This window comes from Halochromatium sp., from assembly GCF_054919635.1.
On the sequence record NZ_JBUDPI010000056.1, the window covers coordinates 1 to 14,634 of the forward strand.

The window sequence follows — 14,634 nt, forward strand, 5'->3', positions numbered from 1 at the left end:
ATGGCCGTGGCGCAGCCTACGGCGCCGTGGTCGCTGACCTCTTGGCCGCTGTCGGTTTCGACGTGCACCGCGAGTACTATGTCAACGACGCTGGCCGGCAGATGGATATCCTCTGCACCTCGGTCTGGCTGCGCTACCTCGAGCTCTGCGGTGAGAGCCTGCGCTTCCCAGCCAACGGCTACCGCGGCGATTACGTCTGGGACATTGCCGCCTCCCTGCATCGCGAGCACAGCGACGATTATCGCGTCCCGGCCGATGCGGTCTTCGCCGCTGTTCCTGAGGACGCCGCAGCCGCCGACGAGCTCGACGAGCTTGGTCAGCCACTGCCTCATGCACCGCTCGGCGACAAGGAGGATCACATCGACGCGCTGATCGCCAACAGCAAACGCCTGCTCGGCGACAACCGCTATCGCTTTGTCTTCGAGCTCGGGCTGAATACGATCCTCGACGATATCCGCCAAGACCTTGCCGAATTCGGCACCCACTATCAGGAATGGTATTCGGAGCGCACGCTGACCGAGAGCGGCGCCGTGAACCGGGCCATCGAGCGGTTGCGCGAGCATGGGCATGTCTACGAGCAGGCTGGCGCGCTCTGGTTTCGCTCCAGCGCATTCGGCGACGAGAAGGACCGGGTGCTGGTGCGCGAGAATGGCCAGACGACCTACTTTGCCTCGGACATCGCCTATCACATGGATAAGCTCGAGCGGGGCTTCGAGCGCGTGATCGACATCTGGGGCGCCGATCACCATGGCTATGTGCCGCGCGTCAAGGCGGCGCTTAGCGCGCTCGGCGACGAGGCCGAGCGGCTCGATGTGCTGCTGGTGCAATTCGCGGTGCTCTACCGCGGCGGCGAGAAGGTACAGATGTCGACCCGCTCCGGCGAGTTCGTGACCCTGCGCCAGCTGCGCAAGGAGGTCGGCCGCGACGCGGCGCGCTTCTTCTATGTGATGCGCCGCTGCGAGCAGCACATGGACTTCGACCTGGACCTGGCGAAGAGCCAATCCGCCGACAATCCCGTCTACTACTGCCAATACGCCCACGCACGGATCGAGAGCGTCCTGCGTCAGGCTGCGGATCGTGGCATCCTGGTTGAGCCGAGCAGCGGTAGCACCAACCTCGACCGGCTCATCGAGCCGCACGAGCTGGCGCTGATGAAGACGCTCTCGCGCTACCCGGAGGTGCTCGAGTCCGCGGCGCTAGGCCACGAGCCGCATCTGCTCACGACCTATCTGCGCGAGCTCGCCAACCAGCTCCATACCTATTACAACGCCCATCAGTTCTTGGTTGATGACGAGGCACTACGCGACGCACGCATCAAGCTCATCCTGGCCACGCGTCAGGTGTTGAGAAACGGCTTGGCGCTGATTGGTGTATCGGCGCCGGCTCAAATGTGATCGAGAGCCGATCGAACAGAGGTGACAGGGCCAAGATGACCAAAGACTACCGCCGACCGCCCTCAGCAGCGCGCCGTCGTGGCACTCATCGCGGGACCTGTGCATTCTGGTTCTTACTGGGCGGCGTCCTCGGCGCCTTCGGCGTTGGCTACGCCTGGATGATCCACGAGCCGGCAGCCCCCGGCAGCATCAACGAGGAGGCGACCACTCGACCGCCGAAGCAGCCACCGCAGGAGCGTCAGTTCGACTTCTTCAGCATGCTGCCGCAGGAAGAGGTCCTGGTGCCGGCGGAAGAGCCTGCCGAGCCGATTGCGCTGCCGCCGGCAAGCGCCCCCGAGCCAGCCCAACAAGCCCCGGCAGCCAAGGAGGCGACAACGCAACCAGCGGCCAAGACCGCCGCCGCAGCGCCAGCATCCCGCTCCACGGCCAGCGCGTCCTCGCCTAGCACGTCATCGCCGGGCGGAAGCGGCAACTACCTCCTGCAGCTCGGCTCCTTCCGCAGCACCGCCGATGCCGAGCGTCTCAAGGCGCAGCTCGCCCTGAAGGGGATTCAAACCAGTATCCAGACCGTGACCATCGACAACGGCCAGACCTACCATCGCGTCCGAACGGCCAGCCTGGAAAAATCCCAGGCCCAATCCTTGAGTGCCAAGCTCGAGCGTGAGGGACAGGATAGCATCATGGTCCGCGTGCGTTGACAGCTCGCAGCCCCTGCCCGAGCCGCCCCTGCTCGAGCTGTAAGGTGTACACTCGACGCATGATTACAGCAGTCTCAGCTCCAAGTCTCGATGTCTGACGATAAGACCACCCATTTCGGCTACCAAGAAGTGCCGGTCAAGGAGAAGGCCGATCGCGTGCGCGCCGTGTTCGACTCGGTTGCCTCGCGTTATGACCTGATGAACGATCTCATGTCGATGGGCATCCATCGGCTCTGGAAACGGCGCACCATTGAGCTCGCCGGCGTGCGCCGCGGCCAACGTGTGCTGGACTTGGCCGCTGGCACCGGCGATCTTGCAGAGCAGTTCTCGCGGATCGTGGGCCCCTCTGGTGCCGTGGTGATGTCGGACATCAATCAGGCGATGCTTGCGCAAGGCCGGGCTCGGCTGGTTGATTCCGGTATCGTCGGCAACCTCGACTACGTGCTTATCGACGCCGAGAAGATCCCCTTTGCCGATGACAGCTTCGACTGTGTCACCATCGGCTTCGGCTTGCGTAACGTGACCCACAAGCAGTTCGCGCTCAATGAGATGTTCCGTGTGCTGCGGCCCGGTGGTCGGGCACTGGTGCTCGAATTCTCGCATCCGACCGCGAAGCCGCTGGCTAAGGCCTACGATGTCTACTCGTTCTCGGTCCTGCCGACCTTGGGGCGATTGGTCGCCGGTGATGCGGACAGCTATCGCTATCTGGCCGAGTCGATCCGCATGCACCCGGACCAAGAGACCCTGCGCTCGATGATGGAGCAGGCTGGACTGGAGCGCTGTGATTTCTACAATCTCACTGGCGGCATTGTCGCCATCCACCGTGGTTACAAGCTGTGAGCAGCAACGCCCAAACCGAGCCGGCTGGCCAGGGGTCGAGCGAGACCGGTGTGACGCCCCCCGCGGCACTCCTCGCAACCGCCGAGGCACTGATCAACCGAATCTTGGCGCTCGACCCCGAAGGGGCGGCAGCGGTGGCCAAGATCCAGGGTCGGGTGCTTCGGGTCGAGCTGATTGGGCTTGGTCTGTATCTGCACCTAGTCCCCGAAGGCGCCGGACTCCGGCTGTTCGGAGACTATGCCGCCGAGCCCGACTGCAGCGTCCGCGCCACCCCGGCTGCGCTTTTAAGCATGGCCCTAGCCGAGCATCGCGAAGACGAGGTCTTCAGCGGCGCGGTCCAGATCGATGGCGACAATGGTCTCGCGCAGGCACTTGGTGAGGTCTTCAAGGGTCTGGATGTCGATTGGGAAGAACAGCTCGCAACGCTGGTCGGCGATCGCATCGCGCATCAGATCGGCAATCAGGCGCGTGCCGGCAGCCGCTGGGCCGAGCGCAGCGGGCAAACCCTGCAAGGTGACCTGCGCGAGTACCTGATCGAGGAAGGCCGGTTCCTGCCGAGCGAGCTGGAGATGCAGGCCTTCCTCGACGGCGTCGATCGATTGCGCGACGATGTCGAACGACTTGAGGCTCGCGTTGAGCGGATCGCTCGCCGGCGCGGCCAGGGCAGCAGTCCAGGTGCTGGTGCGGCCTAACTGCGCAGCCACGACGCCAGGCCACAGCCGACACACCAAGGCCCAACCATCCAGAGAGCCCGCCCAGAGATCCGTCCAGAGCCGTCCATAATCGCTCATGTTTCGCCTTTCGCAGTCGCTGCGACTGCTCCATATCAACATCGTGCTGCTCAAACATGGGCTAGACGAGGTCATCGTCGCGACCAAGTTGTTTCGGCCGCTGCGCTTTTTCTTGTATCTCGCGCCCTGGCACTGGTACCGGCGCGATCTGCCGGCCTACCCGGTCCGCGTGCGTCGCGCGCTGGAAGAGCTTGGTCCGATCTTCATCAAATTCGGCCAACTCCTCTCGACCCGCGTCGACCTGCTACCTGAGGAGCTGGCGGTAGAGCTCGCCCGTCTTCAGGACCGAGTCCCCCCTTTCCCGGCTCCCGAGGCGCGCCGGCTGATTGAGAAGGCCTGGGGAGCGCCGATCGAGAGCGTGCTCGACGAATTCCAAGAGGTGCCGCTGGCGAGCGCGTCGATCGCTCAGGTCCATACCGGTCGTCTAAAGAACGGCCGAGAGGTCATCGTCAAGGTCCTGCGACCGAACATCGAGCACATCATCCGACGCGACGTCGACCTGATGCTCACCTTCGCGCATCTCGCACAGCGCTACTGGCCCGACGGACGCCGCCTGCGACCGGTGGAGGTGGTGCGCGAATACGAGAAGACCATCTTCGATGAGCTCAACCTGCAGCGCGAGGCGGCCAATGCCTCACAGCTGCGACGCAACTTCAAGCACAGTCAGCTGCTCTATATCCCCGAGGTCTTCTGGGACTGGAGCCGACCGACGGTGATGGTGATGGAGCGCATCTACGGCACCCCAGTGTCGCAGGTGGAGCAGCTCAAGGCGCAGGGCATCAGCATGCGCCTGCTCGGCACCCGCGGTGTTGAGATCTTCTTCACGCAAGTCTTTCGCGATAACTTCTTCCACGCCGACATGCATCCGGGCAATATCTTCGTCGAGGAGTCCGGGCGCTATATCTCGGTCGATTTCGGCATCGTCGGCAGCCTCACCAAGGAAGACCAACGCTACCTGGCCGAGAATCTGCTCGCCTTCTTCCGCCGCGATTATCGACGCGTTGCTGAGCTCCATGTGGAATCCGGCTGGGTGCCGCGGGGCACCCGTGTCGAAGAGTTCGAATCGGCCATCCGCACCGTCTGCGAGCCGATCTTCGAGCGGCCATTGTCGGAGATCTCGTTCGGCGGTTTTCTGGTCAATCTGTTCCAGACCGCGCGGCGCTTCGACATGGAGATCCAGCCGCAGCTGGTGCTGCTGGAGAAGACCCTACTCAATATCGAGGGTCTTGGCCGGCAGCTCTACCCCCAGCTCGACCTCTGGACCACCGCCAAGCCGTTCATGGAACGCTGGATGCGCGAGCAGGTCGGCCCGCGGATGCTGGCACAGCGCCTATGGCACAGCTGGCCGGCGCTCGCCGAGCGTTTACCTGACCTGCCGGTGGCGGTGACTCGGATCATTGATCAGCTCGAGCATCAGGCTGCCCTCTATCCGGAAGGGGGCAACCAAGGCCTGAGCAGGCTGACCACGCAGATCAAGACGAATCACGGTCGAGCCACGGCTGTGCTGTCGGCGCTTGCGCTCGCTGGCCTCGCCACGACACTGATCCTGATCCCACCACCGGCCACCGCTGTTGTCCCGCTGCTTGCCCCGATCGCCGCCTCCGTGCTGCTGATGACCAGCCTGATCATCCTCTGGCGCAACCTGATTGCTCAGCCCAAGGCTGAATAGCCTGGGTCCGAGACGATTCTTGGGGATTGCGGGGGGATTGCGGCGGGATACTGGCGAGTCGCGGGGGATACCGGGGGTCAGGAGGGCCGCACCTTACGCTTGTGTCCAGCCTTCTCCAGCTCCTCGAGATAGGTCGTCCAGAGCTCTTCTTGGTTCTCGCCGAGCTTGTAGAGGTATTCCCAGGAGTAGATCCCGGTGTTGTGCTCGTCATCGAAGAATAGGCAAACGGCATAGTTACCGACGGGCTCGATGCGATCGATATTCACCTCTTCTTTGCCGACCTGGAGCACACGCTGGCCAGGCCCATGGCCCTGGACCTCTGCCGAGGGTGAATAGACGCGCAGGAATTCCACCGGCATGGTGAAGTGCTTGCCATCGTCGAAGCTGATCTCGAGCACACGCGAGCTACGATGCAGATTGAATTCGGTTGGGGTTGGCATGAAAACTCCTTGCTGTGAACCTGGGCCACCACGGGTGGCGTGCCTGTGAATGTGGGGCTTTATGCTCCAATAGCGAAGACGCGATCAAGCGCTCGCACGATGGCAAGGTCCCGCCGGAGCGCAGAACAGGCTACAGGCGCCGCTTGGAGCCCCGAGTCGCTGAGATCGCGAGCGCCAGCACGAGGTGGCGAGGTCACCGCGCTATTCCGGGCCTGTCGCCCTGCGTATCAGCCCAGCGGTCTCGCTCGCCCTGGCTGCTGCAACCTGCGGCCGGCAGCCTCAGAGGATGTACTGCGACAGATCCTCGTCGGCCGCTAGCTCGCCGAGGTTCTTATCGACATAATTGGCGTCGATGGTCACCGTGATTCGGTCCATCTCAGTGGCATTGAAGGACACATCCTCGAGCAGACGCTCCATCACCGTATGCAGACGGCGGGCGCCGATATTCTCGGTGCGCTCATTGACCTGGTAGGCGATCTCGGCGATGCGTCGAATCCCATCCTCAGTGAACTGGATGGTCACGCCTTCGGTGGCCAGCAGGGCTGCATACTGATCGGTCAGCGACTCATCGGGCTCGGTCAGGATGCGGATGAAATCATCCGAGGTCAGGGCCTGCAATTCGACCCGGATCGGCAGCCGACCCTGCAGCTCTGGCACCAGGTCCGAGGGCTTTGCGAGATGGAAGGCCCCGGAGGCGATGAACAGGACGTGATCGGTCTTCACCATCCCGTGCTTGGTCGAGACCGTACTGCCCTCCACCAACGGCAGTAGATCGCGCTGCACGCCTTCGCGCGACACATCGGCGCCACCACTCTGCTCGGCGCGACGCGTGACCTTGTCGATCTCGTCCAGGAAGACGATGCCGTTCTGCTCGACATTGGTCATCGCCTTGAGCTTCATCTCTTCTTCATTGATCAGCTTGGCTGCCTCCTCATCGAGAAGCACCTTGCGCGCCTCGCTGATGCGCAACTTGCGTCGCTTGGAGCGGTTGGAGCCGAGGTTCTTGAACAGCCCCTGTAGCTGATTGGTCATGTCCTCCATGCCAGGAGGCGCCATGATCTCAACGCCCATCGGCGCTAAGCTCACTTCGATCTCGATCTCTCGCTCATCGAGCTCACCGGCACGCAACTTCTGGCGAAACTTCTCGCGCGTGGCAGACGACGCACCCTGACCTCGGCTGTCCTCATCAAAGTCCGAGGGCGGGGGCAACAGCGCGTCGAGGATGCGCTCCTCGGCCGCGCTCTCGGCGCGCTCTCGGTTGCCAAGCATCTCCTGCTCGCGTTCCATCTTGATCGCGATATCGGCCAGATCACGAATAATGGATTCCACATCGCGTCCGACGTAGCCAACCTCAGTGAACTTGGTCGCCTCGACCTTGATGAAGGGGGCATTCGCCAAACGCGCCAAGCGGCGTGCAATCTCGGTCTTACCCACACCGGTCGGACCGATCATCAGGATGTTCTTCGGCGTGATCTCCGAGCGCATCGGCTCAGGGATCTGAGAGCGACGCCAACGGTTGCGCAGCGCGATCGCCACAGCGCGCTTGGCCTGGTCCTGGCCGACGATATGTTTGTCAAGCTCGGCAACGATGCGCCTCGGAGTGGTGGTATCGGACATAAGATCAGGAGGTCGGCAAGACGCCAGCGGCGACTCTGCGCGCCGCGAGGCGGTGATGGTTCAATTCCGTAGGCCAATGGCCGCAGCGCCCGGCAGGCAGGACGCGGCCACCCTGTGCTAGACCCCGGCGTTAATCCTCGGTGCTAATCCTCGGCAAGCTCCTCGAGCACGAGGTTCCTGTTCGTGTAGATACAGATATCGGCGGCAATACCAAGGGAGCGCTCGACGATGTCCCGCGCGCGTAGATCGGTATTCTGCAGCAAGGCCCCCGCCGCGGCGGCCGCAAACGAGCCGCCGGAGCCGATCGCCATCAGATCGTATTCGGGCTCGAGCACATCACCTGTCCCCGTGATGATCAGCGATGCCTCATGATCCGCCACGCAGAGCATAGCCTCCAATCGCCGGAGCATGCGATCGGTCCGCCAGTCCTTGGCTAGCTCGACCGCCGAGCGGGTCAGATTACCCTGGTGGCGCTCAAGCTTGGCCTCGAAGCGCTCGAACAGGGTGAAGGCGTCCGCCGTTGCACCGGCAAAGCCAGCCAGTACACGCTCCTTGTAGAGTCGGCGCACCTTGCGCGCGTTGCCCTTGACCACGGTATTGCCGAGCGACACCTGGCCATCACCGCCGATCACGACGTTGCGTCCACGACGCACCGATAGGATGGTTGTACCCTGCAATGGTTGCATCTTGACTCCTGGGCCGGCCTCACTCCGCCCAGAGCGAGCTTGACTGATGGGCTTCGATGATCGGGCGACGGATGCGCGAAAGAGACTGGCACCCGATGCTGCTGACGCCAACGTCAGCTAAACCCAACAGGTTAGGCATGCAGACATGACTGGTCAAGGTCAATGCGCCTGCCAGCCGCGCGCGGCTCTGCTCGCCAACACTGGGCGACCAATTGTTACGGACTAGCCAGAGGCAAGAAAAGCGGCCGAATGGCCGCTTTCTGGAGCTCTAGAAGACCAGCTCGATCTTAGCGTGGCAGATCCGAGCGTCCCATCAGCCACTCATCGACAGCCCGCGCGCACTGCCGACCCTCCCGGATTGCCCAGACCACGAGCGACTGGCCGCGACGCATATCGCCAGCGGCAAAGACGCCGTCCACATTGGTGAAGTACGCCTTGGCGCCCTCGGTGCTGCCCTTGACGTTGCCGCGGCCGTCGAGCTCCAGTCCCTTGGCCTCCTGCAGCTCCTCGAGCATGCCCTCGTGCACCGGATGCACGAAGCCCATCGCCAGCAGCACCAAGTCGGCCTTGAGCTGTCCTTCGGAACCCTCGACCTCGGACATCTGCCAGCGGCCATTCTCGTCCTTGTCCCAGCGCACCAGCACATAGTTCAAGGTCGTCACATTGCCGTCGGCGTCCGATTCGAAGGACTTGGTGAGCAGGTTCCACATCCGCTCACAGCCTTCCTCTTGCGAGGTCGAGGTTCTCAGCTTGTTCGGCCACTCGGGCCAGGTCAGCCCCTTGTCTTCCTTTTCTGGAGGCTTGTCCAGGATCTCGATCTGGGTGACCGACTTGGCGCCGTGGCGATTGGAGGTGCCAATACAATCCGAGCCGGTGTCGCCACCGCCGATCACGACCACATGCTTATCGTTAGCGCTGATGAAGTCCTCGTCCGGCACATAGACGCCCTGAACGCGCTTAGAGTTGGCACGCAGGAAATCCATCGCGAAGTGGATACCGTTATAGCTCCGACCGGGGACATCGAGGTCACGTGGCTTTTCGGAGCCGCCGGATAGGACCACGGCATCATAGTCGCTCATCAGCGTCGCGATCGGCACATCGACACCGATGTGGCAATGGGTGTGAAACTCGACGCCCTCGGCGCGCATCTGGCTCATGCGCCGGTCGATCATCGTTTTGGCCAGCTTGAAATCCGGGATGCCATAGCGCAGCAGACCGCCGATGCGGTCTTCCTTCTCGTACAGCGACACCGTGTGACCTGCACGCGCGAGCTGTTGAGCACAGGCCAAGCCAGCCGGGCCCGAGCCCACCACGGCGATGCGCTTGCCGGTGCGATGACTCGGCACCTGCGGCTTGACCCAACCCTGCTCCCAAGCCTTATCGGCAATGGCGCGCTCGATCGCCTTGATCGCCACCGGCTGATCGTCGATGTTGAGCGTACAACTGGCCTCGCAGGGCGCGGGACAGATGCGTCCAGTGAACTCCGGGAAGTTGTTGGTCGAGTGCAAGACCTCGATCGCCGACTCCCAGTCCTGCTGGTAGACCAGGTCGTTCCAGTCCGGAATGATGTTGTTGACCGGACAGCCTTGATGGCAATAGGGGATACCGCAGTCCATGCAGCGCGCGCCCTGGACGCCGATCTCGGCATCGGTCATCGGCTGCACGAACTCGTTGTAGTGAACGATCCGGTCCGAGGCTGGCTGATAGGCCAGCTCGGCCCGCTCGTACTCCATGAATCCGGTTGGCTTACCCATTCTCGACAACCTCTCTGAGCTTGGACGGGTGCGGCCGCGACGCACTCGGCGGCCGGCTCTTAGTCGATTGCATCTGCACCAGCGCCCGTTTGTAGTCGACAGGCATCACCTTGACGAAGCGACCGAGCATAGCCGGCCAGTCCTCCAGGAGGCGCCGCGCAACCGCTGAATTGGTGTAATGCAGGTGACGCTCGATGAGCTTGCGCAAGCGCAGTGCGTCATGGCGCGTCATGTCCTGGCTCAGGTCGACAAAGCCATGCGTCTCGAGATCGCCGCCTTGATGATCCAGGGCCTCGAGCGCTGCGTCCTCATCGGCAATCGGCTCCAGCTCGACCATGGCCTGGTTGCAATGATCAGCGAAGGTGCCCTCCTCATCCAAGACATAAGCGATACCGCCCGACATGCCGGCCGCAAAATTGCGCCCGGTGGGCCCCAAGCAGACCATGACGCCACCGGTCATGTATTCGCAGCCATGGTCGCCAACGCCTTCGACCACCGCTGTCGCACCCGAGTTGCGCACGCAGAAACGCTCGCCGGCCACGCCGCGGAAGTAGACCTCGCCCTTGATGGCGCCATAGAGCACCGTATTGCCGACGATGATGTTGTCCTCGGCGCGATCGATACTGGCGTCCTCGGGTGGGTAGATGATGATCCGTCCGCCCGAGAGCCCTTTACCGACATAGTCGTTGGCCTCGCCGGCCAGCTCGATGGTGACCCCCTGCGCAAGCCAGGCGCCAAACGACTGACCGCCGATCCCATGCGCCTTGATGTAGATGGTATCGTCCGGCAGCCCAGCGAGTCCGTAACGCTCGGCGACCCGACCCGAGAGCAGCGTGCCAACGGTGCGGTTGAAGTTCTTGACCTCGGTCTCGATACGCACTGGATCACGATTCTCGAGCGCCGGCCGCGACTGCTCGATCAGCTTGTGATCCAGCGCCTTGTCGAGCCCATGATCCTGCGTCTCGCAATTATGGAGCGCGACCTCGGGGCCGACCTTCGGCTTGGTGAGGATACGGGAGAAGTCCAAGCCCTTTGCCTTCCAATGATCGAGGACCTTGCGCATCTCGAGCCGGTCCATCTGGCCGATCATCTCATCCATGGTCCGGAACCCGAGCTTGGCCATCAACAGGCGGATCTCTTCGGCGACGAAGAAGAAGTAATTGACCACGTGCTCGGGCTTACCGGTGAACTTCTTGCGCAGCTCCGGATCTTGGGTGGCGACGCCGACCGGGCAGGTGTTCAGATGACACTTGCGCATCATGATGCAGCCCTCGACGATCAGTGGCGCCGTCGCGAAGCCGAACTCGTCGGCGCCGAGCAACGCGCCGATGACCACATCCCGACCGGTGCGCATGCCCCCGTCCACCTGCACCGCAATGCGCCCGCGCAGCCGGTTCAGCACCAGCGTCTGATGAGTCTCGGCAAGACCGATCTCCCAGGGCGAGCCAGCGTGCTTGATCGAGGTCAGCGGCGAGGCGCCGGTACCGCCGTCGTAGCCGGCGATGGTCACGTGATCGGCATGCGCCTTTGAGACGCCAGCCGCGACGGTGCCAACACCGACCTCAGAGACCAGCTTGACGCTGATGCGGGCCTTGGGATTAGCGTTCTTCAGATCATGGATGAGCTGCGCCAGGTCCTCGATCGAATAGATATCGTGATGCGGCGGCGGCGAGATCAGGCCGACACCAGGGGTCGAATGCCGCACCCGGGCGATCTGCGCATTGACCTTATGACCGGGCAGCTGGCCTCCCTCGCCAGGCTTGGCGCCTTGCGCGACCTTGATCTGGATATCATCGGCGTTGACCAGGTATTCGATGGTGACGCCAAAGCGCCCCGAGGCCACCTGCTTGATCGCCGAGCGCTCCGGGTTCATCGAGCCGTCCGCCAATGGCGTAAAACGCTCGGCCTCCTCGCCGCCCTCGCCGGTGTTGGACTTGCCGCCGATCGCGTTCATCGCCTTCGCCAGTGTCGAGTGCGCCTCGTAGCTGATCGACCCGAACGACATGGCACCGGTCGCGAAGCGCTTGACGATCGCCGAAGCCGGCTCGACCTCCTCGAGCGGGAGTGGCTCATCGGCCCACTTCAGCTCCATCAGGCCGCGGAAGGTCAACAGCTTCTCGTTCTGCTCATTGACCAGGCGCGAGTACTCGGCATAGGTCTTGGCATCGTTAGCGCGGGTCGCGTGCTGGAGCTTGGCGATGGTCTCCGGCGTCCAGACATGATCCTCGCCGCGCAGTCGGAAGGCGTAATCGCCCCCGACATCGAGGTGCTTGCGCAGGATCTGCTCGTTGCCATAGCCGCGCGAGTGCCAGAGCACCGCCTCGCGAGCGACCTCGGCAAGACCAACACCCTCAACCATGCTCGCGGTGCCGGTGAAGTACTTGGCGATGAACTCGCGATTGAGGCCAACGGCATCGAAGATCTGAGCGCCGCAATAGCTCTGGAAGGTACTGATGCCCATCTTCGACATCACCTTCTTCAGGCCCTTGCCAACGGCCTTGATGTAGCGGCCCTGCGCCTCTTCGAAGGTTAGCTCCCCGGTGCCGTCCATCCGCAGCCGCGGCAGCAGCGATTGGATGGTATCGAAGGCCAGATAGGGATTGATCGCTTCGGCGCCATAGCCGGCAAGGGTTGCGAAATGATGGACCTCAAGCGCGGCGCCGGTCTCGACGACGAGCCCAGAGCTGGTGCGCAGGCCCTGGCGGATCAGGTGATGATGCACCGCTGAGGTCGCCAACAACGCCGGGATCGGGATGTAGTCGGCGTTGGTGTTGCGATCCGACAGGATGAGGATGTTATGCCCCTCGTGCACCGCTGCCTCGGCCTCTTGGCAGAGTCGATCGAGCGCCGGCGCCATCCCCTCCGCACCCTCAGCCGCGGGATAGACCATGTGCAGGTTCTTGGTGCGGAAGGCACCACCAGAGTTGTCCTGGATATGGCGGATGCGCTCCAGATCCTCGTTGGTCAGCACCGGCTGATCGACCTCGAGGCGCCAATGCTGGCCGGCCTCATTCAGACCGAGCAGATTCGGGCGCGGGCCGATCAGCGAGACCAACGACATCACCAGCTCTTCGCGGATCGGGTCGATGGCCGGATTGGTGACCTGGGCAAAGTTCTGCTTGAAATAGGTGGACAGATGCTTGGAGCGCAGCGAGAGCACCGACGGCGGATTGTCTGCTCCCATCGACCCGATGGCTTCTTGACCAGTTGCGACCATCGGCATCAGCAAGAACTTGACGTCTTCCTGGGTGTAGCCAAAGGCCTGCTGAGCATCCAAGAGCACGGTTTCTTCGGGTGCCATCGGCGCCACATCGGTGGGCAGTGAATCCAGATGGATCTGGGTGCGATCGAGCCATTCCTGATACGGCTTGGCCTCGGCCAGCTCGGCCTTGACCTCGGCATCATCGATGATGCGGCCCTGCTCCAGATCGATCAGGAACATCCGGCCCGGCTGCAACCGCCACTTCTTGACGATGCGCTCATCCGGGATGTCGAGCACGCCCATCTCCGAGCCCATGACGACCAGATCATCATTGGTGACCAGGTAGCGTGCCGGCCGCAGACCGTTGCGGTCGAGGGTGGCGCCGATCTGGCGGCCATCGGTGAAGGCGATCGCAGCGGGACCGTCCCAGGGCTCCATCAGCGCCGCGTGGAACTCGTAGAAGGCGCGACGCTTCTCGTCCATCAGCTTGTTGCCGGACCAGGCCTCCGGGATCAGCAGCATCATCGCCTGCGCCAGCGAGTAGCCACCCATCACCAGGAGCTCGAGCGCGTTATCGAAGCAGGCCGAGTCGGACTGGCCTTCGGGGATCAGCGGCCAGATCGTGTCGAGGTCGTCGCCGAGCACCTCAGAGCGCATCGTGTGCCGACGCGCGGCCATCCAGTTGACGTTGCCGCGCAGGGTATTGATCTCGCCGTTGTGACAGATCATACGGAACGGCTGGGCCAGATCCCAGGTCGGGAAGGTGTTGGTCGAGAAGCGCTGATGCACCAATGCCAGCGCGGATTCGAAGCGCTCATCGCGCAGATCGAGATAATAGTTACCGACCTGGCCAGCGAGCAGCATGCCCTTGTAGTTGATGGTCCGCGACGACATCGAGGCGACGTAATACGCGGTCTTGTCGTAGCCATGGGCGCGGATCTCATTGTCCATGCGCTTACGGACGACGAACAGCTTACGCTCGAAGGCGTCTTGGTCCGGGCAGTTCTCGCCGCAAGCGACGAAGACCTGACGCACCACCGGCTCGGTGGGCAATACACTCTCGCCAAGCTCGCCGTTGTCGACGGGCACATCGCGCCAACCGAGCAGCCCCTGGCCACCCTCGGTCAAGTGGCGCTCAACGGTCGCCTGCATTTCGGCGCGGGCGCTCTCATCCTTGGGCAGGAAGACCATGCCAACGCCGTAATGGCCGGGCGCGGGCAGCTCGAAATCGACCACGGCACGGAAGAAGCGATCGGGCATCTGCACCAAGATGCCCGCACCATCGCCGGCCTTGGGGTCAGCACCGACGGCACCACGATGGGTCAGCCGCTCGAGAATCTCGAGGCCCTGCTGGACAATGCGGTGGCTCTTTTCGTTCTTGATGTGGCAGACGAAACCAACACCGCAAGAGTCACGCTCATGCGCGGGGTCGTACAGGCCCTGGGCGGCTGGATAGGCGCGAAGGTTCATCAGCGGACCTCCCTAAACCGGGTAAGTGATGGTCGGAAATGACGTCCCCGTCAGTGCCTTCAACCATCGGGGA

The 14,634-nt window shown here is 63.0% G+C and carries 10 protein-coding genes; 5 read left to right on the forward strand and 5 right to left on the reverse strand.

All coding sequences use genetic code 11. From position 1 onward, the window contains the following. The 5 genes from argS to ubiB all read left to right on the forward strand — a co-directional run. The coding region (gene argS / locus ACY693_RS05520) for an arginine--tRNA ligase (protein WP_462320829.1) at positions 1–1,394 on the forward strand (1,394 nt) is incomplete at its 5' end. Between the two features lie 35 nt (positions 1,395–1,429). Further along, positions 1,430–2,092 carry an SPOR domain-containing protein gene (locus ACY693_RS05525; RefSeq protein ID WP_462320830.1) on the forward strand — a complete coding sequence of 221 codons (663 nt, stop codon included), beginning with the start codon at positions 1,430–1,432 and terminating at the stop codon, positions 2,090–2,092. Positions 2,093–2,182: 90 nt separating this feature from the next. Then, a complete protein-coding gene (gene ubiE, locus ACY693_RS05530) occupies positions 2,183–2,932 on the forward strand; it encodes a bifunctional demethylmenaquinone methyltransferase/2-methoxy-6-polyprenyl-1,4-benzoquinol methylase UbiE (protein ID WP_462320831.1) in 750 nt (249 codons plus the stop codon). After that, positions 2,929–3,624, forward strand: a complete 696-nt coding sequence (locus ACY693_RS05535) for a ubiquinone biosynthesis accessory factor UbiJ (RefSeq protein WP_462320832.1) — start codon at positions 2,929–2,931, stop codon at positions 3,622–3,624. Before ubiE ends, ACY693_RS05535 begins: the two co-directional genes overlap by 4 nt. 97 nt (positions 3,625–3,721) lie before the next feature. Next, on the forward strand, positions 3,722–5,392 hold the full coding sequence (gene ubiB, locus ACY693_RS05540) for a ubiquinone biosynthesis regulatory protein kinase UbiB (RefSeq protein WP_462320833.1): 1,671 nt from the start codon (positions 3,722–3,724) through the stop codon (positions 5,390–5,392). Positions 5,393–5,469: 77 nt separating this feature from the next. Here the strand turns inward: ubiB and ACY693_RS05545 are convergent, their stop codons facing one another. From ACY693_RS05545 to gltB, 5 genes are all read right to left on the reverse strand, one after another. Beyond that, on the reverse strand, positions 5,470–5,832 hold the full coding sequence (locus ACY693_RS05545) for a gamma-butyrobetaine hydroxylase family protein (RefSeq protein ID WP_462320834.1): 363 nt from the start codon (positions 5,830–5,832) through the stop codon (positions 5,470–5,472). 279 nt (positions 5,833–6,111) lie between these two features. After that, positions 6,112–7,449, reverse strand: coding sequence for an ATP-dependent protease ATPase subunit HslU (gene hslU / locus ACY693_RS05550; RefSeq protein WP_462320835.1), 1,338 nt, complete (start codon positions 7,447–7,449; stop codon positions 6,112–6,114). 143 nt (positions 7,450–7,592) lie between these two features. Continuing rightward, positions 7,593–8,135, reverse strand: a complete 543-nt coding sequence (gene hslV / locus ACY693_RS05555; protein ID WP_462320836.1) for an ATP-dependent protease subunit HslV — start codon at positions 8,133–8,135, stop codon at positions 7,593–7,595. Positions 8,136–8,422: 287 nt separating this feature from the next. Further along, positions 8,423–9,889 (reverse strand): glutamate synthase subunit beta, encoded by a 1,467-nt coding sequence (locus ACY693_RS05560; protein WP_462320837.1) that lies wholly within the window; start codon positions 9,887–9,889, stop codon positions 8,423–8,425. Next, the gene (gene gltB / locus ACY693_RS05565; protein WP_462320838.1) at positions 9,882–14,561 is read right to left on the reverse strand and encodes a glutamate synthase large subunit; all 4,680 of its coding nucleotides are present in this window, start codon (positions 14,559–14,561) and stop codon (positions 9,882–9,884) included. Before gltB ends, ACY693_RS05560 begins: the two co-directional genes overlap by 8 nt. Between the last annotated feature and the right edge of the window lie 73 nt (positions 14,562–14,634).

What these genes read in the sequence shown, in the direction of transcription:
- ACY693_RS05525 (WP_462320830.1), top strand. Translation starts at nt 1,430, where the DNA reads ATGACCAAAGACTACCGCCGACCGCCCTCAGCAGCGCGCCGTCGTGGC.
- ubiE (WP_462320831.1), top strand. Translation starts at nt 2,183, where the DNA reads ATGTCTGACGATAAGACCACCCATTTCGGCTACCAAGAAGTGCCGGTC.
- ubiB (WP_462320833.1), top strand. Translation starts at nt 3,722, where the DNA reads ATGTTTCGCCTTTCGCAGTCGCTGCGACTGCTCCATATCAACATCGTG.
- ACY693_RS05545 (WP_462320834.1), bottom strand. Translation starts at nt 5,832, where the DNA reads ATGCCAACCCCAACCGAATTCAATCTGCATCGTAGCTCGCGTGTGCTC.
- hslU (WP_462320835.1), bottom strand. Translation starts at nt 7,449, where the DNA reads ATGTCCGATACCACCACTCCGAGGCGCATCGTTGCCGAGCTTGACAAA.
- hslV (WP_462320836.1), bottom strand. Translation starts at nt 8,135, where the DNA reads ATGCAACCATTGCAGGGTACAACCATCCTATCGGTGCGTCGTGGACGC.
- ACY693_RS05560 (WP_462320837.1), bottom strand. Translation starts at nt 9,889, where the DNA reads ATGGGTAAGCCAACCGGATTCATGGAGTACGAGCGGGCCGAGCTGGCC.
- gltB (WP_462320838.1), bottom strand. Translation starts at nt 14,561, where the DNA reads ATGAACCTTCGCGCCTATCCAGCCGCCCAGGGCCTGTACGACCCCGCG.